The organism is Streptomyces sp. NPDC053367 (genome assembly GCF_044545925.1).
GTDB lineage: Bacteria > Actinomycetota > Actinomycetes > Streptomycetales > Streptomycetaceae > Streptomyces.
The window spans coordinates 219,724-244,290 of record NZ_JBITYN010000009.1 but is presented as its reverse complement, the minus strand read 5'-3'; the positions used below and the strand labels follow the sequence as shown (position 1 = coordinate 244,290).

General features: G+C 71.8%; 26 protein-coding genes and 4 tRNA genes. 7 read left to right on the top strand and 23 right to left on the bottom strand.

The genetic code is table 11. The features are described 5' to 3' along the window. Nucleotides 1-19: 19 nt before the first annotated feature. The 4 genes from rplK to ACIGXJ_RS25725 all read right to left on the bottom strand — a co-directional run bounded on the left by rplK (nt 20) and on the right by ACIGXJ_RS25725 (nt 2,047). Nucleotides 20-454 (bottom strand): 50S ribosomal protein L11, encoded by a 435-nt coding sequence (rplK, locus tag ACIGXJ_RS25740; protein WP_093613725.1) that lies wholly within the window; start codon nt 452-454, stop codon nt 20-22. 168 nt (nt 455-622) lie between these two features. Next, nucleotides 623-1,504 (bottom strand): transcription termination/antitermination protein NusG, encoded by an 882-nt coding sequence (nusG, locus tag ACIGXJ_RS25735; RefSeq protein ID WP_399649693.1) that lies wholly within the window; start codon nt 1,502-1,504, stop codon nt 623-625. Between the two features lie 80 nt (nt 1,505-1,584). Further along, entirely contained in the window at nt 1,585-1,869 is a 285-nt protein-coding gene (secE, locus tag ACIGXJ_RS25730) for a preprotein translocase subunit SecE (RefSeq protein ID WP_399649690.1), read from the bottom strand. A 105-nt stretch (nt 1,870-1,974) separates the two neighbouring features. Continuing rightward, nucleotides 1,975-2,047: transfer RNA gene (locus tag ACIGXJ_RS25725), tRNA-Trp, on the bottom strand. Between the two features lie 293 nt (nt 2,048-2,340). On the opposite strand from ACIGXJ_RS25725, the gene ACIGXJ_RS25720 reads away from it, so the two are divergent. Both ACIGXJ_RS25720 and ACIGXJ_RS25715 read left to right on the top strand, forming a co-directional pair. Further along, nucleotides 2,341-3,567, top strand: a complete 1,227-nt coding sequence (locus tag ACIGXJ_RS25720; protein WP_399649688.1) for a pyridoxal phosphate-dependent aminotransferase — start codon at nt 2,341-2,343, stop codon at nt 3,565-3,567. Between the two features lie 117 nt (nt 3,568-3,684). Beyond that, nucleotides 3,685-4,725, top strand: a complete 1,041-nt coding sequence (locus ACIGXJ_RS25715) for an adenosine deaminase (RefSeq protein ID WP_399649685.1) — start codon at nt 3,685-3,687, stop codon at nt 4,723-4,725. Here ACIGXJ_RS25715 and ACIGXJ_RS25710 read toward each other — a convergent pair. Further along, complete coding sequence (locus ACIGXJ_RS25710; protein ID WP_399649682.1) at nt 4,706-5,377, bottom strand: hypothetical protein; 672 nt, start codon at nt 5,375-5,377, stop codon at nt 4,706-4,708. The two genes, ACIGXJ_RS25715 and ACIGXJ_RS25710, sit on opposite strands and share 20 nt — an antisense overlap. Before the next feature lie 31 nt (nt 5,378-5,408). Beyond that, nucleotides 5,409-6,029, bottom strand: coding sequence for a TetR/AcrR family transcriptional regulator (locus tag ACIGXJ_RS25705; RefSeq protein WP_399649679.1), 621 nt, complete (start codon nt 6,027-6,029; stop codon nt 5,409-5,411). 107 nt (nt 6,030-6,136) lie between these two features. Here ACIGXJ_RS25705 and ACIGXJ_RS25700 point away from each other — a divergent pair, with 107 nt between their 5' ends. Further along, nucleotides 6,137-6,769, top strand: coding sequence for an NAD(P)-dependent oxidoreductase (locus ACIGXJ_RS25700; protein WP_399649677.1), 633 nt, complete (start codon nt 6,137-6,139; stop codon nt 6,767-6,769). A 211-nt stretch (nt 6,770-6,980) separates the two neighbouring features. Here ACIGXJ_RS25700 and ACIGXJ_RS25695 read toward each other — a convergent pair whose 3' ends face one another. The 9 genes from ACIGXJ_RS25695 to ACIGXJ_RS25655 all read right to left on the bottom strand — a co-directional run bounded on the left by ACIGXJ_RS25695 (nt 6,981) and on the right by ACIGXJ_RS25655 (nt 12,325). Further along, nucleotides 6,981-8,036: a UDP-N-acetylmuramate dehydrogenase gene (locus ACIGXJ_RS25695; RefSeq protein WP_399649674.1), complete on the bottom strand. Its 1,056-nt coding sequence runs from the start codon at nt 8,034-8,036 to the stop codon at nt 6,981-6,983. 198 nt (nt 8,037-8,234) lie between these two features. Then, nucleotides 8,235-8,615, bottom strand: coding sequence for a DUF3291 domain-containing protein (locus ACIGXJ_RS25690; RefSeq protein WP_399649671.1), 381 nt, complete (start codon nt 8,613-8,615; stop codon nt 8,235-8,237). A gap of 30 nt (nt 8,616-8,645) precedes the next feature. Then, complete coding sequence (locus tag ACIGXJ_RS25685; RefSeq protein ID WP_399649668.1) at nt 8,646-10,100, bottom strand: DHA2 family efflux MFS transporter permease subunit; 1,455 nt, start codon at nt 10,098-10,100, stop codon at nt 8,646-8,648. A 124-nt stretch (nt 10,101-10,224) separates the two neighbouring features. Beyond that, entirely contained in the window at nt 10,225-10,794 is a 570-nt protein-coding gene (locus ACIGXJ_RS25680) for a TetR/AcrR family transcriptional regulator (RefSeq protein ID WP_399649666.1), read from the bottom strand. A 90-nt stretch (nt 10,795-10,884) separates the two neighbouring features. Next, nucleotides 10,885-11,313, bottom strand: coding sequence for a MaoC family dehydratase (locus tag ACIGXJ_RS25675; protein ID WP_399649663.1), 429 nt, complete (start codon nt 11,311-11,313; stop codon nt 10,885-10,887). A gap of 7 nt (nt 11,314-11,320) precedes the next feature. Beyond that, a complete protein-coding gene (locus ACIGXJ_RS25670) occupies nt 11,321-11,773 on the bottom strand; it encodes a MaoC family dehydratase N-terminal domain-containing protein (protein ID WP_399649661.1) in 453 nt (150 codons plus the stop codon). A gap of 107 nt (nt 11,774-11,880) precedes the next feature. Then, entirely contained in the window at nt 11,881-12,045 is a 165-nt protein-coding gene (gene rpmG, locus ACIGXJ_RS25665; protein ID WP_003948671.1) for a 50S ribosomal protein L33, read from the bottom strand. An 88-nt stretch (nt 12,046-12,133) separates the two neighbouring features. After that, nucleotides 12,134-12,206, bottom strand: a tRNA-Met gene (locus ACIGXJ_RS25660). A 46-nt stretch (nt 12,207-12,252) separates the two neighbouring features. Beyond that, nucleotides 12,253-12,325, bottom strand: a tRNA-Thr gene (locus ACIGXJ_RS25655). 313 nt (nt 12,326-12,638) lie between these two features. On the opposite strand from ACIGXJ_RS25655, the gene ACIGXJ_RS25650 reads away from it, so the two are divergent. Together ACIGXJ_RS25650 and ACIGXJ_RS25645 are read left to right on the top strand one after the other, a co-directional pair. Further along, entirely contained in the window at nt 12,639-13,895 is a 1,257-nt protein-coding gene (locus tag ACIGXJ_RS25650) for a hydrolase (protein ID WP_399649658.1), read from the top strand. Nucleotides 13,896-14,079: 184 nt separating this feature from the next. Further along, the gene (locus tag ACIGXJ_RS25645; RefSeq protein WP_399649655.1) at nt 14,080-14,736 is read left to right on the top strand and encodes an SDR family oxidoreductase; all 657 of its coding nucleotides are present in this window, start codon (nt 14,080-14,082) and stop codon (nt 14,734-14,736) included. A 26-nt stretch (nt 14,737-14,762) separates the two neighbouring features. Here the strand turns inward: ACIGXJ_RS25645 and ACIGXJ_RS25640 are convergent, their stop codons facing one another. Continuing rightward, complete coding sequence (locus ACIGXJ_RS25640) at nt 14,763-14,975, bottom strand: hypothetical protein (protein WP_399649652.1); 213 nt, start codon at nt 14,973-14,975, stop codon at nt 14,763-14,765. 91 nt (nt 14,976-15,066) lie between these two features. Next, nucleotides 15,067-15,148, bottom strand: a tRNA-Tyr gene (locus tag ACIGXJ_RS25635). Between the two features lie 166 nt (nt 15,149-15,314). On the opposite strand from ACIGXJ_RS25635, the gene ACIGXJ_RS25630 reads away from it, so the two are divergent. Continuing rightward, nucleotides 15,315-15,803, top strand: coding sequence for a YajQ family cyclic di-GMP-binding protein (locus ACIGXJ_RS25630; protein WP_286064023.1), 489 nt, complete (start codon nt 15,315-15,317; stop codon nt 15,801-15,803). A gap of 137 nt (nt 15,804-15,940) precedes the next feature. Beyond that, entirely contained in the window at nt 15,941-17,182 is a 1,242-nt protein-coding gene (locus tag ACIGXJ_RS25625; protein ID WP_399649649.1) for an APC family permease, read from the top strand. 137 nt (nt 17,183-17,319) lie between these two features. Here ACIGXJ_RS25625 and ACIGXJ_RS25620 read toward each other — a convergent pair whose 3' ends face one another. The 6 genes from ACIGXJ_RS25620 to nuoK all read right to left on the bottom strand — a co-directional run bounded on the left by ACIGXJ_RS25620 (nt 17,320) and on the right by nuoK (nt 24,303). Then, on the bottom strand, nt 17,320-17,712 hold the full coding sequence (locus tag ACIGXJ_RS25620) for a YccF domain-containing protein (RefSeq protein ID WP_399649646.1): 393 nt from the start codon (nt 17,710-17,712) through the stop codon (nt 17,320-17,322). Next, a complete protein-coding gene (htpX, locus tag ACIGXJ_RS25615; RefSeq protein ID WP_399649644.1) occupies nt 17,709-18,572 on the bottom strand; it encodes a zinc metalloprotease HtpX in 864 nt (287 codons plus the stop codon). The genes ACIGXJ_RS25620 and htpX overlap by 4 nt, the downstream gene beginning before the upstream one ends. Before the next feature lie 261 nt (nt 18,573-18,833). After that, nucleotides 18,834-20,357 carry an NADH-quinone oxidoreductase subunit N gene (locus tag ACIGXJ_RS25610; protein ID WP_399649642.1) on the bottom strand — a complete coding sequence of 508 codons (1,524 nt, stop codon included), beginning with the start codon at nt 20,355-20,357 and terminating at the stop codon, nt 18,834-18,836. Then, a complete protein-coding gene (locus tag ACIGXJ_RS25605) occupies nt 20,354-21,928 on the bottom strand; it encodes an NADH-quinone oxidoreductase subunit M (RefSeq protein ID WP_399649639.1) in 1,575 nt (524 codons plus the stop codon). Before ACIGXJ_RS25605 ends, ACIGXJ_RS25610 begins: the two co-directional genes overlap by 4 nt. Nucleotides 21,929-21,934: 6 nt before the next feature. After that, nucleotides 21,935-23,929, bottom strand: a complete 1,995-nt coding sequence (locus ACIGXJ_RS25600) for an NADH-quinone oxidoreductase subunit L (protein WP_399649637.1) — start codon at nt 23,927-23,929, stop codon at nt 21,935-21,937. Continuing rightward, nucleotides 23,926-24,303 (bottom strand): NADH-quinone oxidoreductase subunit NuoK, encoded by a 378-nt coding sequence (nuoK, locus tag ACIGXJ_RS25595; protein WP_399649635.1) that lies wholly within the window; start codon nt 24,301-24,303, stop codon nt 23,926-23,928. Before nuoK ends, ACIGXJ_RS25600 begins: the two co-directional genes overlap by 4 nt. Nucleotides 24,304-24,567: the final 264 nt, after the last annotated feature.

The following is a 24,567-nucleotide window of genomic DNA, read 5'->3' as shown; positions in this document are numbered from 1 at the left end:
GTGTCTACGAGGTGGGTTCTCAGCCCTCGACCGTGATGCCCATGGAACGGGCGGTGCCGGCGATGATCTTCGACGCGGCGTCCAGGTCGTTGGCGTTGAGGTCGGGCATCTTGGTCTCGGCGATCTCGCGGACCTGCGCCTGGGTGATCTTGGCGACCTTGGTCTTGTGCGGCTCGCCGGAGCCCTTCTCCACACCCGCGGCCTTGAGGATCATCTTCGCGGCCGGCGGGGTCTTGGTGATGAAGGTGAAGGAGCGGTCCTCGTAGACCGTGATCTCCACCGGGATGACCCAGCCACGCTGCGACTCGGTCGCGGCGTTGTAGGCCTTGCAGAACTCCATGATGTTGACGCCGTGCTGACCCAGCGCGGGGCCGACCGGCGGAGCCGGGTTGGCGGCACCGGCCTGGATCTGGAGCTTGATGAGCCCCGTGACCTTCTTCTTCTTGGGAGGCATAGCTCTCCGGGTCCTTTCGATTCGGGTCCTGCCCGCGCGCGGGAATCACCCGGACGCAGGCATACCGCACAACGATAACGGGTATAGGTGTGCGGCCAAAAACCGAGCAGGTCAGACAAGCCTCAGCGGCTTGCCCGACCTGTCCGGAAGCGGTACGTCCAGAAGGGACTAGTTCTTCTGGATCTGGTCGAAGCTCAGCTCGACCGGGGTCTCGCGGCCGAAGATCTCGACGAGGCCCTTGACCTTCTTCGAGTCGGCGTTGATCTCGTTGATCGTGGCCTGCAGCGTGGCGAACGGACCGTCGGTGACGGTGACCGAGTCGCCGACCTCGAAGTCCAGCACCTGGACCTCGACCTTGCGCTGCGGGGCGGGCTTGCCCTCGGCCTCGGCGGCCTCGCGGGCGGCCTTCTCCTCCGCCTCCGGGGCGAGCATCTTGACGATCTCGTCCAGGGTCAGCGGGTAGGGGTCGTAGGCGTTGCCCACGAAGCCGGTGACGCCGGGGGTGTTGCGGACGACGCCCCAGGACTCGTTCGTCAGGTCCATGCGCACCAGCACGTAGCCGGGGAGCTTGTTCTGACGGATGGTCTTGCGGTCGCCGTTCTTGATCTGGACGACCTCTTCCTGCGGCACCTCGGCCTGGAAGATGTAGTCCTCGACGTTCAGGGAGACCGCGCGCTGCTCCAGGTTGGTCTTCACGCGGTTCTCGTAGCCGGCGTAGGTGTGGATGACGTACCACTCGCCGGGGAGGGTGCGCAGCTCCTCGCGCAGGGCCTGGACGGGGTCGACGGGAGCGGCCTCCTCGGCCTCCTCCTCTTCCTCGACCTCTTCGCCGGCCTCTTCGGCGTCGCCGGCCTCTTCGGCCTCTTCGCCGGTCGCGAGGGCCTCGTCCTCGTCCTCGACGTGCACAGCGGCTTCCTCGGCGGGCTCGCCCGACTCGGCTTCGGCAGCCTCGAACTCGTCCAGGTCCTCGTCCGCGCCCTCGACGATGTCGAGCTCGTCGTCCTCCGACTCATCCGGCTCGATGGCGTCGTTCAGGTTCTGGTCAGACACGGTGGCTGCTTCTTCCTGGATACATAGGGGTGGAACATGCGAAAGGGGCGCCGGTAACCGCGGCGCCCTTCGCACTTGGCTCAGCCGAAGACGTACTTGGCTGCGTGGTCGAGTCCATAGTCAATCACGGTGACCAGGCCGATCATGATGACCACGAAGACGATCACTACGGTCGTGTACGTGGTCAGCTGATTGCGCGTGGGCCAGACGACCTTGCGGAGTTCCGCGATGACCTGGCGGTAGAAGAGCGCGAGACGCTTCAGCGGGCCCTTCTTGGCGCGCTTGCCGCCCTTGCGGGCCTTCTTCGACTCAGGCGCCTCATCCCGGGCGTCAGGCGTGTCGAGGGAGCCCACGGCGTCCGTCATTCATCCTCACCTGATCCCGGGTCGTGGCCGTGCCGCGCCCGGTCTGAGCCGCACGGCGGTGCATTGCTGTACGTACCTGCGCACACATCCTGGCGGTGTGTGTAGCAGGGCCGGAGGGACTTGAACCCCCAACCGCCGGTTTTGGAGACCGGTGCTCTACCAATTGAGCTACGACCCTTTGTGTGTCCCCCAACGTACCGCATCCGGACGGGTGCTCGGTGTGCACCGTCTGTGTGCGTGCCGCTGGAGGCCGACGAGGTGAGAGTGTACGTGGTCCTGAGCCGGGCGTCGAACAGAAAGTGCCCGTGGGGCAGGGAAAGCTGCCGGGAAAGCGAAGGATCGCCGGAAGATCACCAGGCCGGGCCGTGGATCCGGACATGATCCGGACACCTGTCCGGACTGTTGCCCGTCCATGTTCAGTCCGTGAAACCCGTGTGCCGGGCTGGTTTCGGGTCTGGAACGATGGGCGGCATGAGCGCTGCAATCCCTCCCACCGAGCGCCGGGTCTCCGCCCGAATCGGCGCGATCTCCGAGTCCGCCACCCTCGCCGTGGACGCCAAGGCGAAGGCACTGAAGGCCGCCGGGCGTCCGGTGATCGGCTTCGGCGCGGGTGAGCCGGACTTCCCGACCCCGGACTACATCGTCGAGGCGGCCGTCGAGGCCTGCAAGAACCCCAAGTACCACCGCTACACGCCGGCCGGCGGCCTGCCCGAGCTGAAGGAGGCCATCGCCGCCAAGACGCTGCGGGACTCCGGCTACCGGGTCGAGGCCTCCCAGGTCCTCGTCACCAACGGCGGCAAGCAGGCCATCTACGAGGCCTTCGCCGCGATCCTCGACCCGGGTGACGAGGTCATCGTCCCGGCCCCGTACTGGACGACGTACCCGGAGTCGATCCGGCTGGCCGGCGGTGTCCCGGTGGAGGTCGTCGCGGACGAGACGACCGGCTACCGCGTCTCGGTGGAGCAGCTGGAGGCGGCCCGCACGGAGAACACGAAGGTCCTGCTCTTCGTCTCCCCGTCCAACCCGACCGGCGCGGTCTACACCCGTGAGCAGATCGAGGAGATCGGCCGCTGGGCCGCCGAGAAGGGCCTGTGGGTCCTGACCGACGAGATCTACGAGCACCTGGTCTACGGCGACGCCGAGTTCCACTCGCTGCCGGTGGTCGTGCCGGAGCTCGCCGACAAGACCATCGTGGTCAACGGCGTCGCCAAGACGTACGCCATGACGGGCTGGCGCGTGGGCTGGATCGTCGGCCCGAAGGACGTGGTCAAGGCCGCGACGAACCTGCAGTCGCACGCCACGTCGAACGTCTCCAACGTCGCGCAGGCCGCGGCCCTGGCCGCCGTCTCCGGTGACCTCGCGGCCGTGGAGAAGATGAAGGAGTCCTTCGACCGGCGCCGCCGCACGATCGTGCGGATGCTCAACGAGATCGAGGGCGTGTACTGCCCCGAGCCCGAGGGCGCCTTCTACGCCTACCCGTCGGTGAAGGGGCTGCTCGGCAAGGAGATCCGCGGCAAGCGCCCGCAGGACACCGTCGAGCTGGCCGCGCTGATCCTGGAGGAGGTCGAGGTCGCGGTCGTCCCGGGCGAGGCCTTCGGCACCCCGGGCTACCTGCGCCTGTCGTACGCGCTCGGCGACGAGGACCTCGTCGAGGGCGTCTCGCGCATCCAGAAGCTGCTGGCCGAGGCCCGCGACTGACGCGTTCCCGCGGACCAGGGGCTCACCGGACCGGTGGGCCCCTGTTTCTTTGTGCGGGCAAGCCCCGTAGGGGGAAACGGCTACCGGGACATGTACGGCGTACGGCAGGATCGGCGGATGGAGCGTGTACGTGATGTCTCTGAACTGCCGAAAGCCCATCTGCACCTGCACTTCACCGGCTCGATGCGGCCGGGGACCGTGCTGGAGCTGGCCGACAAGTACGGGGTGCGCCTGCCGGAGGTGCTGAGCGAGGCGCTGACGAGCGGGGAGCCGCCGCAGCTGCGGGCGACGGACGAGCGCGGCTGGTTCCGCTTCCAGCGGCTGTACGACGCGGCCCGCTCGTGCGTCCGGGAGCCGGAGGACATCCAGCGGCTGGTGCGCGAGGCGGCGGAGGAGGACCTCGAGGACGGCTCGGGCTGGCTGGAGATCCAGGTGGACCCCACCTCGTACGCGCCGCGCCTGGGCGGGCTGATCCCGGCGCTGGAGATCATCCTGGACGCGGTGGAGACGACCTCCAGGGAGACCGGGCTCGGGATGCGGGTGCTGGTCGCCGCGAACCGGATGAAGCACCCCCTGGACGCGCGCACCCTGGCCCGCCTCGCGGTGCGGTACGCCGATCAGGGCGTGGTCGGCTTCGGGCTGTCCAACGACGAGCGGCGGGGCATGGCGCGGGACTTCGACCGGGCCTTCCACATCGCGCGGGAGGGCGGCCTGCTGTCGGCCCCGCACGGCGGGGAGCTGACCGGTCCGGCCTCGGTCCGCGACTGCCTGGACGACCTGGACGCCGACCGCATCGGGCACGGCGTGCGCGCGGCGGAGGACCCGCGCCTGCTGAAGCGGCTGGCCGACCGGGGCATCACCTGCGAGGTCTGCCCGGCCTCGAACGTGGCCCTCGGCGTCTACGCGAAGCCCGAGGACGTCCCCTTGCGCACTCTGTTCGAGGCCGGTGTCCCCCTCGCCCTCGGCGCCGACGACCCCCTCCTCTTCGGCTCACGCCTCGCGGCCCAGTACGAGATCGCCCGGCACAGCCACGCCTTCACGGACCAGGAGCTGGCCGAGCTGGCCCGCCAGTCGGTGCGTGCCTCGGCGGCTCCCGAGGAGACGAAGGCGAAGCTGCTCGCGGGCGTGGACGACTGGCTCAGCGGCCCGGCCGCTTGAAGTGGGCGTACGGCGGATACGCCTTGAAGCAGATCAGCACCTCGAAGGGGTGCCCGCCGCCGGGGGGCTGACGCAGTCCCGGCAGTCCGGCGACGAGGGCGAGGTGCCCCTGCTCGACGCGCTTGTGCCGCGGCCCGTTGCCGGCCGCGTCCGCGAAGGAGCCGGCGGCCTCGGCGAACACGTCGCGGCTGCCGAACAGGAAGAACGTGCGGGCGTGGGTGGTGTGCCGCAGCTCGTCGCGGTGGTCCGCCCGCTGGGCGCGCTCCCGCCGGGCCGCCGCGTCGCGGGCGGTGCGCCGCTCGTCGGTGCGGACGGTGAGCGGGGTGCCGTGGGTGAGCCGGCGGCGCAGTGCGGGCCACTGGCTGGGGCGCAGTCCGTAGGAGTGGTGCGCCACGACCAGGTCCACCAGCTCGCCGACGCCCTCGTCGGGCGGGACGCCGTCGCGCAGGGGGATGTGGACGACGGTGTGCCGGGAGTAGGCGGCGAACGAGAACAGGCCCGCGAGGGCGCTGAGTCCGTCGTGGTCGGCGAGCAGGTGGCCGATGGGGGCCGGGTCGCGCAGTGAGGTGTGGCGCAGTGGGTGCAGGGGCTGGACGACTCGGTGCTCGTGGGGACCGGTGCGGGGCCGGAAGCGGCGGAGCCTCAGACGCATGCGGGGTTTCCGGAGGGCGGGTGCATGGCCCTCAGGGTCGCGGCCCCGGGGTGCCGTCGGCAACGGAGATTCCGGCGAGCAGCGTCCGCGCGAGCCGGGCGGCGAACTCGTCCACGGGCGGGCGGGCGTCCTCGTCGGCGTCGTAGGCGAAGGCGCGCTGGGCGCAGGCGCCGAGGAGGAGGGAGGCGGCGGCGAAGGTGTCCGCGTCGGAGCGCAGGCGGCCATTGGCCTGCTCGGCGCGCAGATAGGCGTCGAGGGACGTGATGGGCAGGTGCGGGCCCACGCCCATCCGGCGCATGGCGTCGTCGTGCCGTCGCTTGAGGTGGGTCTCGGCGTACAGGGAGGCGGCGATCGGGAAGCTCTGTTCGTAGAACAGGGCCGCCTGGCGGGCGATGCCGGTGAGGTTGTCCTCCAGGGTGCCGCGGCCCGGTGCGGCGGCGAGGCTGTGCAGCAGCGGGTTCAGCCGGGGCAGCCGCTCGGTGAGGACGCGGATGAACAGCTCCTCCTTGCCGGCGAAGTGCTTGTAGAGCGCCGCCTCCGAGCATCCGGCGGCCCGCGCGATCTCCTTGGTCGTGGTGCGGGCCAGTCCGACCGTGAGCATCAGTTCGTGCGCGGCGTCGAGGATCCGGGCCCGGGTCGGCTTGTTCTCCATGGGGTGGTCGTCCAATCGCCCTTGACGGGTGGGTGAGTGCTTACCCACCCTAGAGGTGACGGGGGTGAGTGAACACTCACCCACCATCTCGACGTGCGGGAGTCCCCATGAAGCTCACCGTTTTCGGAGCCACCGGCGGCATCGGCGGACAGATCGTCCGTCAGGCCCTGGACGCGGGCCACGAGGTCACCGCGGTCGTACGGGACCCCGCCCGGCTCGGCGTGGAGGCGGGCGGCCGGCTGGAGGTGGTGCGCGCCGAGCTGACGGACGCCCGGTCGCTGCGTCCGGCGCTCGCGGGCCGGGACGCGGTGCTGTCGGGGCTCGGCGCCCGCAGCCGCAAGGACGCCGGTGTCGCCGCGCGCCTGACCCGTACGGTCCTGGACGCCATGGAGGCCGCGGAGGTGCGCCGCCTGGTCGTGGTGAGCGCCGGGCCGGTGGGACCGGAGCCCGACGACGGGTTCCTCGACCGGGGGATGCGCGCGATCGTCTCGGCGGTGCTCAAGGAGGTGTACGACGACCTGCGGGCGATGGAGGCCGCGCTGGCGGGCAGCGCCACGGACTGGACGGTCGTACGGCCGCCGCGGCTCCAGGACAAGCCGCTCACCGGCAGCTATCGCACGGTCGTGGGCGGCTTCCCGCCCCGGGGCCGCTTCATCGGCCGCGCGGACGTGGCCCACGCGATGCTGGCGCTGACGGACGACCCGGGGGCGGTGAGGCAGGGGGTCGGGGTGGCCTACTGAGCCTCGGCGCGGGCCCTGGGGGGTCTCGTCGATCAGGCGGGATCAGCGAGCGGCGCCCGGTGCCGTGCGTAGCAAGGCGGAGGAAGGGGTCGACGCGATGGGGGTCCCCCCGCTCGCGCGAAGCCGAGAGTGGGGGATTCGGCGACTGACGACGACGCGGCGAGGCGCGGTGCCGGGCGCCGGGAGCCCGGCATGATCGGCGAGACGCCCCCTAGAGGCTGACCCCGACCGTCACCGGCTCGTTGACCAGGGTGATGCCGAAGGCCTCGCGGACCCCGGCGACGACCTCGCGGGCCAGGGCGAGCAGGTCCTCGGTGGTGGCCTCGCCGCGGTTGGTGAGGGCGAGGGTGTGCTTGGTGGAGATGCGGGCCGGGCCGCTGCCGTAGCCCTTGGTGAAGCCGGCCTTGTCGATCAGCCAGGCCGCGGAGGTCTTGGTGTGGCCCTCCCCCGCCGGATAGGCGGGCGGCTCGACGCCCTCGCCGAGGCGCTCCTTCACGCGCGCGTGGAAGGCGGCGAACTGGGCGTCGGTGAGGATCGGGTTGGTGAAGAACGACCCGGCCGACCAGGTGTCGTGGTCCTCGGGGTCGAGCACCATGCCCTTGCCCGCCCGGAGCTTCAGCACGGTCTCGCGGGCGTCGGCGAGGGGCACCCGGTCGCCGGGCTCGACGCCGAGGGCGCGGGCCGTCTCGGCGTACTTGACCGGCGCGGACAGCCCGCCCGCGTCCTCCAGCTCGAAGCGGACCCGCAGGACGACGTACCGCTCGGGGTCGGCCTTGAAGCGGCTGTGGCGGTACGAGAAGGCGCACTCGGCGCCGGTGAGCGTGACCGTCTCGCCCGCGTGGCGGTCGTAGGCGATGACCTCGGTGATGGTGGAGGAGACCTCCTGGCCGTACGCGCCCACGTTCTGGATCGGCGTCGCGCCCGCCGAGCCGGGGATGCCGGCCAGGCACTCGATGCCGGCGAGCCCGGCCTCCACGCTGCGCGCGACGGCGTCGGTCCACACCTCGCCGGCGGCCAGCTCCAGGCGGGTGCCGGTCAGCTCCACGCCGCGGGTGGCGATGCGCAGGGCGGTGCCGGCGAAGCCCTTGTCCCCGATGACCAGGTTCGACCCGCCGCCGATGACCAGCAGGGGGGTGCCGGTGGCGTCCGCCTCGCGGACGACGTCGATCACCTCGGCGTCGGTCGTCGCGGTGACCAGCCGGGTGGCGGGGCCGCCCAGCCGGAAGGTGGTCAGCGGGGCGAGGGGGGCGTCGTGGAGTTCCTGCACGCGCCCAAGACTACGAGACACCACTGACAGCCCCGGCACACGCGTGTACGGCCCCGCCGGACTGGGCGGGGCCGTACACGCGTGTGCCGGACTCGGTCTCGGGACAGGCACCCTGCCTCAGGCGCCCGGTCTCAGCCTCAGGCGCCGGTTTCAGGCGCCCGGCCGCGAGGTCAGCCGCCGGTCTCGGGCGCCCGGTCCTCAGGTCAGCCGCCGGAACGCCTCGGGCCAGCCGAGGGGCAGTTCGCCGGCGGACACCGACCAGGTCGCGAACTTCACGTCCTTCATCTCGCCGGCCAGTCCCCTGGAGGTCGGGGCGTGCGCTCCGGCGCGGGCGAAGGTCTTGAGGGCGGCGGGCGACTCCCAGGCGGACAGCGTCCAGAAGGTCCGCTTCAGCGGCTCGGCCTTCAGGGTGGCCCCGTAGGCGCCGGGTGCGCCGCTCACCTGCCGCCACACTCCGGGCGTGCGGGCGAGGAACTTGAGCGCTCCCCACAGGGTGCGGGTCTCGAAGCGGGAGGCGAAGACGTGGACCTCGGCGCCGGCGGGCGGGGTGTTCGGCAAGGTCCAGGGGAGGGTGGGCATGGCGGGCTCCTCTGTGTGGTCGACACGGGGTCAGCGGGTGGCTCCGGCGGGCACCTTCGCCGGTGCGGGCTCGCCGGCGCCGGTCGCCTCCGGCAGGGCCCGGAGGCGGGCCGGGACGGCCAGGGCCGCGACTCCGGCCAGCGCGACGATCCCGGCGCCGACGGCGACCGCGGGCCGCAGGCCGTCGACGAAGGACTGCGCGGACTCGTAGCCGCCCTGGGCGGAGAAGATCGAGGACATGACCGCGATGCCGAGCGCGCCGCCCACCTCGCGCAGCGCGTTGTTGGCGCCGGAGGCGATGCCCTGCTCCTTGGCGCTGACGCTGGCCATGACCAGCGCCGAGGCGGGTGCGAAGAACAGCGCCATGCCGATGCCGCTGAGGGTCAGCCCGGGCAGCTGGGAGGCGTAGGAGGCGTCGGCGGTGGCCACGGAGGCGAGGTAGGCGAGGCCCGCGGCCTGCAGGAAGAGCCCCGCGGCGACGACCGGCCGGCCGCCGATGCGGTCGGAGAGGATGCCGGCGACGGGCGCGACCAGCATCGGCATACCGGTCCAGGGCAGCATCCGCAGTCCGGCCTCGGTGGGCGAGTAGCCGAGCACGCCCTGCATGTACTGGCTCAGCAGGAAGATCGAGCCGAACATCCCGAGGAACATCAGCATGCTCGCGGCGTTGATCCCGGCGAAGGCCCGGGAGCGGAACAGCCGCATCGGCAGCATGGGGTTCTTGGCGCGGGCGCCGTGCAGGACGTACCCGGCGAGCAGGGCCGCCCCGGCGAACAGGCCGAGCAGCACGGCCGGCGCGGTCCAGCCGTCGGCGGGCCCGCGGACCAGGCCGTAGACGAGCCCGAAGAGACCGCCGCTGGCCAGCAGGGTGCCGGGTATGTCGAGCGGGGCACCGGTGCCGTGCGACTCGGCGAGGCGCAGCCGGGCGAGCGGCAGCAGGGCGATGCCGAGGGGGACGTTCAGCCAGAAGATCCACTGCCAGGACACGTGTTCGGTGAGCGTGCCGCCGATCAGCGGCCCCGAGGCGACCGCGAGTCCGTTGACCGCGCCCCAGATGCCGTACGCCATGCCGCGCTTCTCGGCGGGGACGGCGGCGGTGAGCAGCGTCAGGGTGAGCGGCATCATGACGGCCGCGCCGACGCCCTGCACCGCGCGGGCGGCGATGAGCGAGTCGATGCCGGGCGCGAGGGCCGCGGCGGCGGAGGCGAGGGTGAAGATCGAGAGCCCGACGCCGAAGAGCCGGCGGCGGCCGAAGCGGTCGCCGAGGGCCGCACCGAACATCAGCAGCACGGCGAAGGTGAGCGTGTAGGCGCTCACGGTCCACTCCAGGTCGTGCAGTCCCCCGCCGAGGTCCTCCCGGATGGAGGGCAGCGCGGTGGTGACGACGAGGTTGTCGAGGGCCGCCATGAACCCGGCGACGCTGGTGATGGCGAGGGCCCAGCCGATTCCTCCACGGCGGGCGGGCGGTGCGCTGTGCTGTGACATCTCTCCCCCAGCGGGTGCGTTGATTAGTTATTGATGACTAACTTTCGCGGCCATGAAGAGCCCCGGCCCCGGACAGGCGGAGGTCCGCCGTCCGTCGAGTGATGCGAAGTGCGCGTGCGTGGGACTACGTCCCCAGCGAGCCCTTGGCCCGCGCCTGCGGGTACAGCCCTTCCCACACCCGGTGCCCGGGCGGGAAACCCATGGCCACCAGGCTGTTGATGAGCATGCCGTACGCCAGGAACGTCGTCGTCTCGTTGACGTCCGCCCCGAGCGGCACATGGACGGTGTCCCACAGCCGCATCCAGTTGGCGCGCACGGCCTCGCCGAACTCGTGGTCGCCCTCCTGCTCGGCGGCCCCGACCGCGATGTACATCTGCATCTGCATCAGCAGCCGCTCGGGCTGCTCGGCGATGACCCTGGTGTACGCGTCACCCATCGCCCGCAGGGCGTCTTCGCCCTCGAGCCCCTCGGAGGCCTCCTGGAAGGTCCGGATGGTGTCTTCCATGCACCAGTCGGCCGCCGCCAGGAAGATGGCCTTCTTGCCCGGGAAGAGCCGGAAGAGATACGGCTGCGAGACGCCGACACGCTTGGCGATCGCCTCGGTCGACGTGCCGTGGTAGCCGCCGCGGGCGAACTCCTGGATCGCCGCGCGGACGACGCTGGCGCGCCTCTCTTCTGCGCTCATCCTGACCATGCGGCTAAGTTAGTACTCAATCACTAACCAAGTCAAGGCGGAAAAGGGGCGCCGGCTCGCGCCAGGCGCCCCCTCGCTGCGGACCCGCCGTCAGGCGAGTCGTACGACCGCGCGGGACATGCCCAGCACCTTCTGTCCGGCGCTGGTCACCGTCAGGTCCACTCGTACGGTGTTGTCGTCGAGCTTGGCCGCGACCTTGCCGCTGACCTGGATCTCGGCGCCCTCGTCGTCGTTGGGGACGACGACGGGCTTGGTGAAGCGCACCCCGTACTCGACGAGCGCGCCGGGGTCGCCGGTCCAGTCGGTGACCACACGCGCGGCCTCCGCCATGGTGAACATGCCGTGCGCGATGACGTCCGGCAGCCCGACCTCCTTGGCGAACTTCTCGTTCCAGTGGATCGGGTTGAAGTCACCGGAGGCGCCCGCGTAGCGGACGAGGGTGGCACGCGTCACGGGGAAGGTCTGCGCGGGCAGCTCGGTGCCGACCTCGACGTCGGCGTACGCGATCTTGGCGGTCATCTGCTGCTCACGCCTCCTCGGCCGCGCGGGCCACGAGCTTGGTCCAGGCGGTGACGACATGCTCGCCGGCCTCGTCGTGCACCTCGCCGCGGATGTCCAGGATGTCGTTGCCGGCCAGGGACTTGATCGCCTCGATGGTGGAGGTGACCGTCAGCCGGTCGCCGGCGCGCACGGGGCGCGTGTAGGCGAACTTCTGGTCGCCGTGCACCACGCGGCTGTAGTCCAGGCCGAGCTGCGGGTCATGGACGACCTCCTGCGCGGCCTTGAAGGAGATCGCGAAGACGAAGGTCGGCGGGGCGATCACATCGGCGTGGCCGAACGCCTTGGCGGCCTCCGGGTCCGTGTAGACCGGATTGGTGTCCCCGACGGCCTCCGCGAACTCACGGATCTTCTCCCGGCCCACCTCATAGGGCTCGGTGGGCGGATACGTGCGCCCCACGAAGGACTGATCGAGTGCCATGGTTCGGCGCCTCCTGGTCTCAGCGGTCTCAGCGGTGGTTCTGCTTGCGGAAACGGCACGAGGCCGCCCCCCTGAATGATGGGGGCGGCCTCGTACGTGAGTCTGAGTCAGCGCGTCTCGCGGTGCGCGGTGTGCGCGTTGCAACGCGGGCAGTGCTTCTTCATCTCAAGACGGTCCGGGTTGTTACGCCGGTTCTTCTTGGTGATGTAGTTCCGCTCCTTGCACTCCACGCAGGCCAGCGTGATCTTCGGGCGGACGTCGGTGGCAGCCACGTGAGTGCTCCTTGACGAACGGGTAGGTGATTCAACACAAGAAAGAGTAGCCGACTGAAGGACCGACCCCGCAATCGGCTACTGTTAGTAGCGGTGACCGGACTTGAACCGGTGACACAGCGATTATGAGCCGCTTGCTCTACCGACTGAGCTACACCGCTGCGGTTCGATCGGATCCCGTCCTACGACGGAAACCTCTCTTACCAGAGCCCCAAAACGGAATCGAACCGTTGACCTTCTCCTTACCATGGAGACGCTCTGCCGACTGAGCTATTGGGGCGAGCGATGAAGACATTACACGGTCTGCGGCCGTTCACCCAAATCCGTATCCCGGGCCCCCTCCGCCCGCCCTGCGCACCGCTCTCGGCGGCCCTTCCGGCCCCACCCGTCACCTGCGTCCACCCGGGGCCACACCGGTACGACTATTGCGCTCCTCCCGGCCGGGGGCGGGCGGCGGTCCTAGGCTCGACTCACTCTGTGTGATCTTGCGAGCTGGTCCTGAGCCCGCCAGACCCGAGCCCCTTCGTCCCGAGCCCCGAGCCGTCCGATCCGCCCGCCGGAATCCGACCCCCGAGCCGAGCCCCTGGAGCGCGATGCCCGACAGCCAGCCGCAGCCGCCACCCCCGTCGTCCACGCCGGGCTCCTCCGGGCAGTCCGACACGCTGCTGCTGTGCGGGGCACGGCTCACCGACGGCCGGACCGTCGACGTGCGGCTGGGCGGCGGGCACATCGAGGCGGTCGGCACGACCGGCAGCCTGGGCGGAGCCGCCCGCGGCCAGGGCACGCGGCTGGACCTCTCCGGCTACCTCCTGCTGCCCGCCCCCGCCGAACCGCACGCCCACGGCGACACCGCGCTCACCGCCGACCAGGACGGGCCGGCCTCCGACGACCCCCACGACGTACAGCGCCGCGCCACCGAGGCGGCCCTGCTCCAGCTCGGCCACGGCGCCACCGCGGTGCGCGCCCATGTCCGTGTGGGCGACGTACAGGGCCTGGGCGCGCTGGGCGCCCTGCTCCGGGCGAGGCGCTCGCTGCGCGGGCTCGCCGAGCTGACGACGGTGGCCGTACCGCGGCTGCTGACGGGGGTGGCCGGGGCCGACGGGCTCGCCATGCTGCGGGACGCGGTGAAGATGGGCGCCTCGGTGGTGGGCGGCTGCCCCGACCTCGACCCGGACCCCACGGGCTACGCCGAGGCGGTCCTGGAGGTGGCCTCCGAGCACGGCTGCCCCGTCGACCTGCACACCGACGCCACCGACCCGGCCCGGCTCGCCAGGCTCGCCGCGATGGCCGGCGGGCTGCGGCCCGGTGTGACGCTGAGCCCCTGCGCGGGCCTGGCCCGGCTGCCCGTGGAGGCCGTCTCCCGCACCGCCGACCAGCTCGCCGCGGCCGGGGTGAGCGTGGTGTGCCTGCCGCAGGGCGGCTGCGCGGGTGTCGACGGGCGCGGCACGGCTCCCGTACGGCTGTTGCGCGCCGCGGGTGTCCGGCTCGCGGCCGGCAGCGGGGCGCTGCGGGACGTGTCCAACCCGGTGGGGCGCGGCGACCCGCTGGAGGCCGCGTACCTGCTGGCCTCCCGCTACGGGCTGCGCCCCGAGGACGCCTACGACGCCGTGAGCGGCTCCGCGCGAGCCGTGCTGGGGCTGCCGGAGGTGCGGGTGGAGGCCGGCTTCCCCGCCGAGCTGCTCGCGGTGCGCGGAGACCGGCTGTCGGGCGCCCTGTCGCTCGCCTACAGCCGCATCGTCGTCCACCGGGGGCGGGTGGTGGCCCGCACCAGCGCGGTGCGGGAGTACTGCAACTCGGCCGTGGCGGCGGAACTGGGCCTGCCGCGGCAGGGGCGGGGGGAGTTGTCGTAGAACCCGGGGCGCTGGATTCCCCGGCGGGCGGCGCCGGGACGCGCGGGTCGCGGGGTGCTCCTCGGCCGGGGCGCTCGGAAGCGGGGCGGGGTTCGCGTCACGCCGCCGGGACGGGAGCACTCGAAAGCGCGACGGCGTCCGAGTCGCGCGGCGGGGGCGGGCGTTCGGGCGTACGGTCGAAGACATGCGCATTGTCATCGCTGGAGGTCATGGTCAGATCGCGCTGCGGCTGGAGCGGCTGCTCGCCGCGCGCGGTTACGAGGTCGCGGGCATCATCCGCAAGGCCGAGCAGGGCGACGATCTGCGGGAGGCGGGCGCCGAACCGGTGCTGCTGGACCTGGAGTCGGCCTCGGTGGAGGAGGTCGCCGCGCATCTGCAGGGCGCGGACGTGGCGGTGTTCGCGGCGGGCGCGGGCCCGGGCAGCGGGACGGACCGCAAGGAGACCGTGGACAAGGGCGCGGCCGTGCTGTTCGCGGACGCGGCGGTCCGGGCGCGCGTACGGCGCTTCCTGGTGGTGTCCTCGATGGGCGCGGACCCGCGGCACGAGGGCGACGAGGTCTTCGACGTGTATCTGCGCGCCAAGGGCGAGGCGGACGCGCATGTGCAGGGCCTGGCGGCGCTGGACTGGACGGTCCTGCGCCCCGGTTCGCTGACGGACGACGCCGGCACCGGGCTGGTCCGGCTGGAGGCGCACACCGGTCGCGGCGCGGTCCCGCGCGACGACGTGGCCGCCGTGCTCGCGGAGCTGATCGAGACCCCGGCGACGGCGGGTCTGACCCTCGAACTGGTCGGCGGGTCGGTGCCGGTGTCGGTCGCGGTGAAGTCGGTGGCGGGCAACTGAACCTCCCCCGGTGCGGGGAACGGACGTCAGAACAGGGGCAGTTGCCCCGGGAACTCGGGCACGACGTAGCCGTCGAGCGACGGCTGCACCGCTCCGAGCTGCGCGGGCCGGCGGGAACCGGGGCACGAGACGAGCCGGTCGCCCTCCCGCGCCCCGGGCGGATCGTGCCGGGCGAACCGTCCGGCGACGACGGCGATTTCACGACGGCACTCGGGGCAGCGCCTGCGGCGGGACGACATGGGATCAGTGTGCCCGCCGGGTCTGACAACGGGCGCCGCGCACACAACGCAAAGACCCCCTCCGTTCTCACGGAGGGGGTCTTCCCCAGTGTGGCGGCGCCAGGATTCGAACCTGGGTAGGCTAAGCCGACGGATTTACAGTCCGCTCCCATTGGCCACTCGGGCACACCGCCTGGGATTGCTGCCCGGAGCCGCTTTTCGGCGGTGCTCCGTGGCAACGACGTAAACAATACCTGATCCCGGGGGGTGCTTCGCCACCCGGTTGATCAGCGGTGAGATCGCTAGGCTTGGGCCTACCCGCAGAGCGTCATCCAGCACCCGAGCAAGGAGCCACACGTCATGGCCGACTCCAGTTTCGACATCGTCTCCAAGGTCGAGCGGCAGGAGGTCGACAACGCACTCAACCAGGCCGCCAAGGAGATCTCCCAGCGCTACGACTTCAAGGGCGTCGGCGCCTCGATCTCGTGGTCCGGCGACAAGATCCTCATGGAGGCGAACTCCGAGGACCGGGTCAAGGCCGTCCTCGACGTCTTCCAGTCCAAGCTGATCAAGCGGGGCATCTCGCTGAAGGCGCTGGACGCGGGCGAGCCGCAGCTCTCCGGCAAGGAGTACAAGATCTTCGCGTCGATCGAGGAGGGCATCTCCCAGGAGAACGCCAAGAAGGTCGCGAAGATCATCCGCGACGAGGGCCCGAAGGGCGTCAAGGCGCAGGTGCAGGGCGACGAGCTGCGTGTCAGCTCCAAGAGCCGCGACGACCTCCAGGCCGTCATCTCCCTGCTGAAGGGCAAGGACTTCGACTTCGCGCTGCAGTTCGTGAACTACCGGTGAACTCATCGGGTCGGTGACCTCACTGGGCCGGTGACCTCACCGACCGTGGCGGGCGGGCATCCGGGGTGTTTCCCGGGGGTGCCCTCCCGCCTCGTCGGTGGCCGAGCCGTTCGAATTCCTTCGCTAGGGTGCGCCGCATGACGCACACCTCTGGCCCCGGGCTGCGCCGCACGCTCGGGGTGGGCGACGCCGTGGTCGTCGGACTGGGCTCGATGGTGGGGGCCGGTATCTTCGCCGCGCTCGCCCCCGCCGCGCGGGCGGCCGGTACGGGGCTGCTGCTCGGGCTCGCGCTGGCCGCCGTGGTCGCCTACTGCAACGCCATGGCCTCCGCCCGGCTCGCCGCTCTGTACCCGGCCTCGGGCGGCACGTACGTGTACGGGCGCGAACGCCTCGGACCCTTCTGGGGCTACCTCGCCGGCTGGTCCTTCGTCGTCGGCAAGACGGCCTCCTGCGCGGCGATGGCCCTCACCGTGGGGGCGTACGTCTGGCCGGAGCAGGCGCACGCCGTCGCGGTCGCGGCCGTGGTCGCGCTGACCGCGGTCAACTACGGGGGCGTGCAGAAGTCCGCCCGGCTGACCCGGGCGATCGTGGCCGTCGTGCTGGCCGTCCTCGCGCTCGTCGTGGCCGTGTGCCTGGGCTCGGGGGACGCGGTGGCCGCCAACCTGGACATCGGCCTCTCCGACGGCCTGGGCGGGGTGCTGCAGGCGGGCGGGCTGCTGTTCTTCGCCTTCGCCGGGTACGCGCGTATCGCCACGCTCGGCGAGGAGGTGCGGGACCCGGCGCGGACCATCCCCCGCGCCATCCCGCTCGCCCTGGGCATCGCCCTCGCCGTGTACGCGTGCGTGGCGGTGGCCGTGCTCGCCGTGCTGGGTCCCGACCGGCTCGGCCAGGCGACGGCGCCGCTCTCCGAGGCCGTACGCGCTGCCGGGCTGCCGGGGCTGGCGCCGGTCGTGCGCGTGGGTGCCGCCGTGGCCGCGCTGGGTTCGCTGCTCGCGCTGATCCTCGGGGTCTCCCGCACCACCCTGGCGATGGCCCGCGACGGCCATCTGCCGCGCCCGCTCGCCGCCGTGCACCCTCGCTTCCAGGTGCCCCACCGGGCCGAACTCGCCGTGGGCGCGGTCGTCGCGGTCCTCGCCGCCACCGCCGACCTGCGGGGCGTGATCGGCTTCTCCTCCTTCGGGGTCCTGACCTACTACGCCATCGCCAACGCCTCCGCCTGGACCCTCGACCCCTCCCCCAGGGCGCGCGCCCTGCCCGTGCTGGGCCTGCTGGGCTGCGCGGTGCTGGCGTTCTCGCTGCCGGGGCTCTCGGTACTGACCGGCGCGGCCGCGCTGGCGGCCGGGGTGGTCGCCTACGGCGTACGCGCGCGTGCCGCCTAGTCCGGCGGGGCGGGCTCCGCGCGGGTCGGCGCGGCGGGCAGGCACCGCGCGGGTCAGCCCGGCGGGCCGGAAGCGCGCGGGTCAGCCCGGCGGGCCGGAAGCGCGCGGGTCAGCCCGGCGGGCTGGAAGCGCGCGGGTCAGCGGGCCGCGAACGGCTGGTCCGTCGGGACGATCTCGCGGCCCAGCGGGATCAGTGAGACCGGGATCAGCTTGAAGTTGGCTATGCCGAACGGGATGCCGATGATCGTCAGGCACAGGGCGATACCGGTGGCGATGTGCGCGAGCGCCAGCCACCAGCCGGCCAGCACCAGCCAGAGCACGTTGCCGAGGCAGGACGGGGCGCCCGCGTCGCGGCGTTCGACCGTGGTGTAGCCGAAGGGCCACAGGGCGTAGACGCCGATCCGGAACGCGGCGATCCCGAAGGGGATGCCGATGATCGTGATGCACAGCAGCAGGCCCGCGGCCAGGTAGCCGAGGAAGAGCCAGAAGCCGCTCAGGACGAGCCAGATGACGTTCAGGATGACTTTCATCGGCGGGGACCTGCCATCTGTTCCAGGCGCGAGATGCGCTCGGCCATGGGCGGGTGGGTGGAGAACATCCGGGACATGCCCTGTCCGGGCCGGAACGGGTTGGCGATCATCATGTGGCTCGCGGTCTCGATTCTCGGCTCGGGCGGCAGCGGGAGCTGCTTGGTGCCGGCGTCGAGCTTGCGCAGAGCGGAGGCGAGCGCGAGGGGGTCGCCGGTGAGCTGGGCTCCGGAGGCGTCGGCCTGGTACTCGCGGGAACGGCTGATGGCCAGCTGGATGAGGCCGGCCGCCAGCGGGCCCAGGATCATGATCATCAGCATGCCGAGGAGTCCGGGGCCCTCGTCGTCGTCCGAGCGGCCGACCGGGATCAGCCAGGCGAAGTTGACGAGGAACATGATCACCGAGGCGAGGGCGCCGGCGACCGAGGAGATGAGGATGTCCCGGTTGTAGACATGGCTCAGCTCATGGCCGATGACCCCGCGCAGCTCGCGCTCGTCGAGCAGACGCAGGATGCCTTCCGTGCAGCACACGGCGGCGTTGCGCGGATTGCGGCCGGTGGCGAAGGCGTTGGGCGCCTCCGTCGGCGAGATGTACAGGCGTGGCATGGGCTGGCGGGCCTGCGTGGAGAGCTCACGGACCATGCGGTACAGCGCGGGCGCCTCGAACTCGCTGACCGGGCGGGCCCGCATGGCGCGCAGGGCCAGCTTGTCGCTGTTCCAGTACGCGTACGCGTTGGTGCCGAGGGCGACCACCACCGCGACGATCAGTCCCGTACGGCCGAAGAAGCCGCCGATGACGATGATGAGTGCGGACAGTCCCCCGAGGAGTACTGCGGTCCTGAGCCCGTTGTGCCGGCGGTGCACGGTACGCCCTCCAAGTGGTGCGGCAGGGGAACCCTTTGCTGTGTCGATCTCGCTGTGTCGATCTCGATGCCACTGGTGCCGTGGTGTCACGTCCAGTGGACCCTCCCGCTTGGGACAACGCGAGGCGAGGGCCACTAGTTCCCTTGTGCCCGTGGGCTGCGTGCGGAGGCGGACGTGGGCCGTACGGGTGACCCGTCGGCCCACGTGCCTCGGACGAGGCCTACGCGCCTCGGAACAGGCGTGTACGCGCTCGGACGTGCCTCAGAACAGGCCCGTGTCGGTGAAGCGCAGGACCAGCTGGGGCGCTCCGGACAGAGCGATGCCGATGACGGCCGTGACGGCGATCGCGGCCGTGAGGGGCGCCGGGACGGTGTGCCGGCCGGGCTCGCCCTCGGGGGTGCGGAACAGCAGAGCCGTCCACTTCAGGTAGTAGACCAGCGCGATCACGACGTTCACGGCCATCACCACGGCCAGCCAGCCGAGGCCCGCGTCGACGGCCGCCGAGAAGACGGTGACCTTGGCGAACAGGCCGATGATGCCCGGCGGCAGACCGGCGAGGCAGAGCAGGAAGAACGCCAGGACCAGCGCGGTGACCGGGTTCCTGGCGCAGAGGCCCCGGTAGTCCGCCACGCGGTTCAGGGCGTGCCTACGGCCCACCAGGGCGGCCACCGCGAACGCGCCGAGGTTCACGACGCCGTACATGAGCGCGTAGGCGACGGTCGAGCCGATGGAGTGCTCGGCGTCGTCGGAGTACGCGGCGGCGGCGATCGGCACCAGCAGGTAGCCGGCCTGGCCGACGGAGGACCAGGCGAGCAGGCGTACGGCGCTGTACGCGCGCGTGGCCTGCTGGCGCAGGGCGCCGACGTTGCCGACGGTCATGGTGAGCGCGGCCAGTACGGCGAGGGCGGGGCCCCAGACGTCGGCGTAGGACGGCAGGGCGACGACGGTGACCAGGATCAGGCCGGAGAAGCCGACCGCCTTGCCGACGACCGACAGGTAGGCGGCGACGGGCAGGGGCGCGCCGACGTAGGTGTCGGGGACCCAGAAGTGGAAGGGCACGGCGGCCGTCTTGAAGGCGAAGCCGACGAGGGTGAGGACGACACCGGTCTGGGCGAGGGTGTGCAGCTGGCCGTCGACGTTCTGGATGCGCTCGGCGACCTGGGTGAGGTAGAGGGTGCCGGTGGTGGCGTAGACGAAGCTGATGCCCATCAGGCTGACCGCGGTGGCGGTGACCGAGGACAGGAAGAACTTCAGGGCCGCCTCGGAGGAACGCTTGTCGCCGTGGCGCAGGCCGACGAGGGCGAAGGCGGGCAGGGAGGCGACCTCCAGGGCGACGATCAGGGTCGCCAGGTCGCGGGAGGCGGGCAGCAGGGCTGCGCCGGCGGCCGAGGACAGCAGCAGGAACCAGAATTCCCCTTCGGGGAGCTCCTTGCGCGCGTCCTTCAGCGCGGTCACCGACAGCAGGGCGGCGAGGAGGGCTCCGGCGAGGACCAGGAACTGGATGACGAGGGTGAAGCGGTCCGCCGTGTAGCTGCACACGCGTGTGTCGCCGGTGAGGCAGAAGGTGGAGCGGTCGCCGTCCAGGAGGGGCAGCAGCATGGCGGTCGACGCGGCGAGGCCCGCGACCGAGATCCAGCCGAGCACGGCCTTCCTGCCGTCGGCCACGAACAGGTCGGCGACGAGCACGGCGAGCGCGACGACCGCCGCGATGGTGGGCGGGGCGACGGCGAGCCAGTCGACGTCCTGGACGAGGTTGACGGCCAGTGTCTGGGCCGGGGAGCTCATCGGGTGCCTCCTGCGAGGAGCTGCTGCACGGCCGGGTCGGTCAGGCCGAGGAGGGTCTTGGGCCACAGGCCGGCCACGACGGTGAGGACGACGAGCGGGGTCCAGGCCGCGAACTCGTAGGCGTGCACGTCTGCCAGCTTCGGCACCTCGTCCCGCGGGGCGCCCATGCACACGCGGCGGACCACGACCAGCAGGTACGCGGCCGTCAGCAGGGTGCCGAACGCACCGATCGCCATGAAGGTGAGGAACGCGGGCCGGCTGAGCCCGTCGGCGGGGTCGAACGCGCCGAACAGCGCGAGCATCTCGCCCCAGAATCCGGCGAGTCCGGGCAGCCCGAGGGAGGCGACCGCGGCGAACGCGAGGAGTCCGCCGAGGCGCGGGGCGCGACCGTACAGGGCGGCGCCGGTCTTCTCGGCGAGGGTGTCGAGGTCCATGGTGCCGGTGCGGTCCTTCAGGGCGCCGACCAGGAAGAACAGCAGGCCGGTGATCAGGCCGTGGGCGACGTTGGCGAACAGGGCGCCGTTGACGCCGGTCGGGGTCATCGTGGCGATGCCCAGCAGGACGAAGCCCATGTGGCCGACGGACGAGTAGGCGATGAGCCGCTTCAGGTCGCCCTTCGCGCCGCGCCTGGCGAGGGCCAGGCAGGCGAGCGATCCGTAGACGATGCCGACGACCGCGAAGGCTGCGAGGTAGGGCGCGAAGTCCCGGAACCCGTCGGGCGCGACCGGGAGCAGGATCCGCACGAACCCGTAGGTGCCCATCTTCAGCAGCACGCCCGCCAGCAGCACCGAGCCCACGGTCGGGGCGGCGGTGTGGGCGTCGGGCAGCCAGCTGTGCAGCGGCCACATCGGGGTCTTCACCGCGAGCCCGAGACCGATCGTCAGTACGGCGATGACCTGCACGGACGCGGTCAGGGACCGGCCGTTGTCAGTGGCGAGTGCCACCATGTCGAACGTGCCCGCCTCGATGCCGATCAGGAGCAGGCCGAGCAGCATGACCACGGAGCCGAGCAGCGTGTAGAGGATGAACCGCCAGGATGCCTCGGCCCGTCCCTCGCCGCCCCAGCGGGCGATGAGGAAGTACATCGGGATCAGGACCATCTCGAAGGCGAGGAAGAACAGCAGCAGGTCGAGGACGGCGAAGGTGGCGAGGGTGCCGGACTCCAGGACGAGCAGCAGGGCGACGAACGCCTTCGGGGACGGGCCCGACGGCATCTTGAAGTAGCTGTAGAGCGCGCAGAGGAAGGTCAGCAGCGCGGTCAGGACCAGAAGGGGGAGGGAGATGCCGTCGATGCCGAGGTGGATGCGCACATCGAGTGCGGGGATCCAGCTGATGTCGGTCCTGGCCTGCATCTTCGACGGGTGGTCGTGGTCGAAGCCGAGCGTGAGGACGACCGCGGCGACGAGGATCGCGCCGGTGACGGTCACGCCGTGGCGGAGCACGGCCTGGTCGGGCGACTTCCCCTTCAGTCCGGGCGGGGCGGGCAGCAGAGCGGCGACGGCACCGAGGAGCGGGCCGACGACGACGAACGCCAGAAGGAACTGCATCACTGACTCGTTGATATCGATCACGCCTGCTCACGCTCCCGTGGCGACGAGGACGACGGCGACCGCAAGGACGACGGTGCCGGCGAGCAGCGCGCTCACATAGGTCTGCACATTGCCGGTCTGGGCGCGCCGGACGGCCGCGCCGAGCAGGCGGGGCAGGGCGCCCGCGCCGCGTACATAGGTCTCGACGACCTCGCGGTCCAGGAACCGGACGAGGCTCGCCCCGGCCCGCACAGGCCGGACGAACAGCGCCGAGTAGACCGCGTCCAGGTGGAAGCCGACGGCCGCGTGCCGGTGCAGCGGGCCGAGCAGCAGCCGTCCGGGGTCGGCCGGGTCGGGGGCGTAGGCCACGTCGCCGTAGACGGGCTCGTGGCTGGCGATCGCCTCGGCCTCGACGAGCCCGGCGTCGCCCTCGGGGTGGGCGGCGACCGCGCCCAGGGGCACACGCGCGGCGAGGGCGGTGGTGTGCCGCCAGGCGGCGTAGGTGACGAGGCCGCCGACGAGGGCCACGCCCGTGCCGAGCACGGAGGTGGTCAGCGTGGGCGCGAGGTCGTTGCCGTCGAACCAGTCGGGCAGCAGCCGGTAGGTGAGCCCGCCGAACGCGAGGGACGGCAGGGCGAGCACCCACAGCACCACGGTCATCGTCAGCGGCTGGCGGCCGTGGTCGGGCGCCTCGGCACCCCGGCCGCGGAAGGCGCGCAGCCACAGCCGCGTCGCGTACGCCGCGGTGAGCAGGGCGGTGAGCAGGCCCGCGACGAGGACGATCCAGCCGGCGGCGCCGGGGGCGTGCTCGGTGTGCCCGGTGGAGACGTGCTCGGCGGCGCCGAGGACGGACTCCTTGGAGAAGAAGCCGCTGAACGGCGGGATCGCGGCGAGCGCGAGGAGCGCCACGGTCATCGTCCAGTAGGCGTCCGGGACGCGGTCGCGCAGGTCCTTCATCCGGGACATGGCGGCCAGCGAGTTGGTGCCGGCGGCGTGGATGATCACGCCGGCGGCGAGGAACAGCAGCGCCTTGAAGGCGCCGTGGGACAGGAGGTGGAACACGGCGGCACCGCGGTCGCCGACGGCGAGGGCACCGGTCATGTAGCCGAGCTGGCCGATCGTCGAGTACGCGAGGACCCGCTTGATGTCGTCCTGGGCGAGCGCGGCGAGGCCGGAGCCGACCATCGTGACGGCCGCCATCACGGCGAGGGTGACCATCGCTGCCGTGGATGCCTGGAAGACCGGCAGGAGCCGGGCGATGAAGTAGACACCGGCGGCGACCATCGTCGCGGCGTGGATCAGCGCGGAGACCGGGGTGGGGCCGGCCATCGCGTCGGGGAGCCAGGTGTGCAGCGGGAACTGCGCCGACTTGCCCGCCACACCCGCGAGCAGCAGCAGGGCGATCAGGGTGGGGTGGTCGAGGCCACCGCTCGCGACGGCGCCGAGGACCTTGGTGATGCGGAAGGACCCGGCGTCCGTGGCGAGGGCGAACAGACCGATCAGGAAGGGGACGTCACCGAGCTTGGTGACCAGGAAGGCCTTGAGGGAGGCGGCGCGGGCCTCGGGGGTCTCCCAGTAGTGGCCGACGAGGAAGTAGGAGCAGATGCCCATGACTTCCCAGCCGACGAGCAGCACCATCAGGTCGCCCGAGTAGACGACCAGCAGCATCGCGGAGGTGAACAGCGAGACGAGGGCGGCGTAGGAGGGGTAGCGCGGATCGTCGCGCAGGTAGCCGGTGGAGTAGATCTGCACGCAGCCGGCGACGAACGCGACCAGGACGGCGACGAGCGCGGCGAAGCCGTCGATGTGCAGGGCGAGTTCGATGGGGACCGAGCCGGTGGGGGTCAGTTCGGTGGCCGCGTCGACGGCCGCGTCCCCGCCCTGGCGGGCCGCGACCACGCAGGCCAGCACGAGGGAGGTGAGGACCGGCAGGACCGCGAGCGGGCGGACGAACCCGGGGGCGGTGCGGCCGAGGAGGAGCCCGGCGGCAGCACCGAGGAACGGCAGGAGGGGGACGAGGACGGCGAGGGTGGTCGTGGTCACGCGGTGGCCTCAGCCTTCTCGGCGGCCGTACCCGCCCCGGGGACGTCGGTCTCGTGGCCCTCGGCGGTGTCGCGGAGCTTGTCGATGTCCGCGGTACCGCGGTTGCGGTACACGGCGAGGACGATCGCCAGGCCGATGCCGATCTCGGCGGCGGCGATGGCGATGGTGAACAGGGTCAGTGCCTGCCCGGAGTGCAGGGTCTCCTCGGCGGTACGGCTGAGCCAGACGTCGAAGGCGACGAGGTTGAGGTTGACGGCGTTCAGCATCAGCTCGACCGACATCAGCACCAGGATCGCGTTGCGGCGGGCGAGGACGCCGTACAGGCCGGTGCAGAAGAGGAGCGCGGACAGTACGGCGGGATAGGCGAGGTGCATCAGCGGGCGCCTTCCTGCTCGGACGAGGGGGCCTCGGACGGGCCGGTGGGCCTGGATCGGCCGGGGGCATGGGACGGACCGGCGGGCTCGAACTGGCCGGCCGGCTCGGGATGGCCGAGGGCCTCCGACTGGCCGGCGGCCTCGGACTCGCCACCGGCCTCCGACGGGCCGGTCAGCTCGGGATGGCCGGGGGCCTCGGACTCGCCACCGGCCTCCGACGGGCCGGCGGGCTCAGACTGGCCGGGGGCATCCGACTGGCCGGCG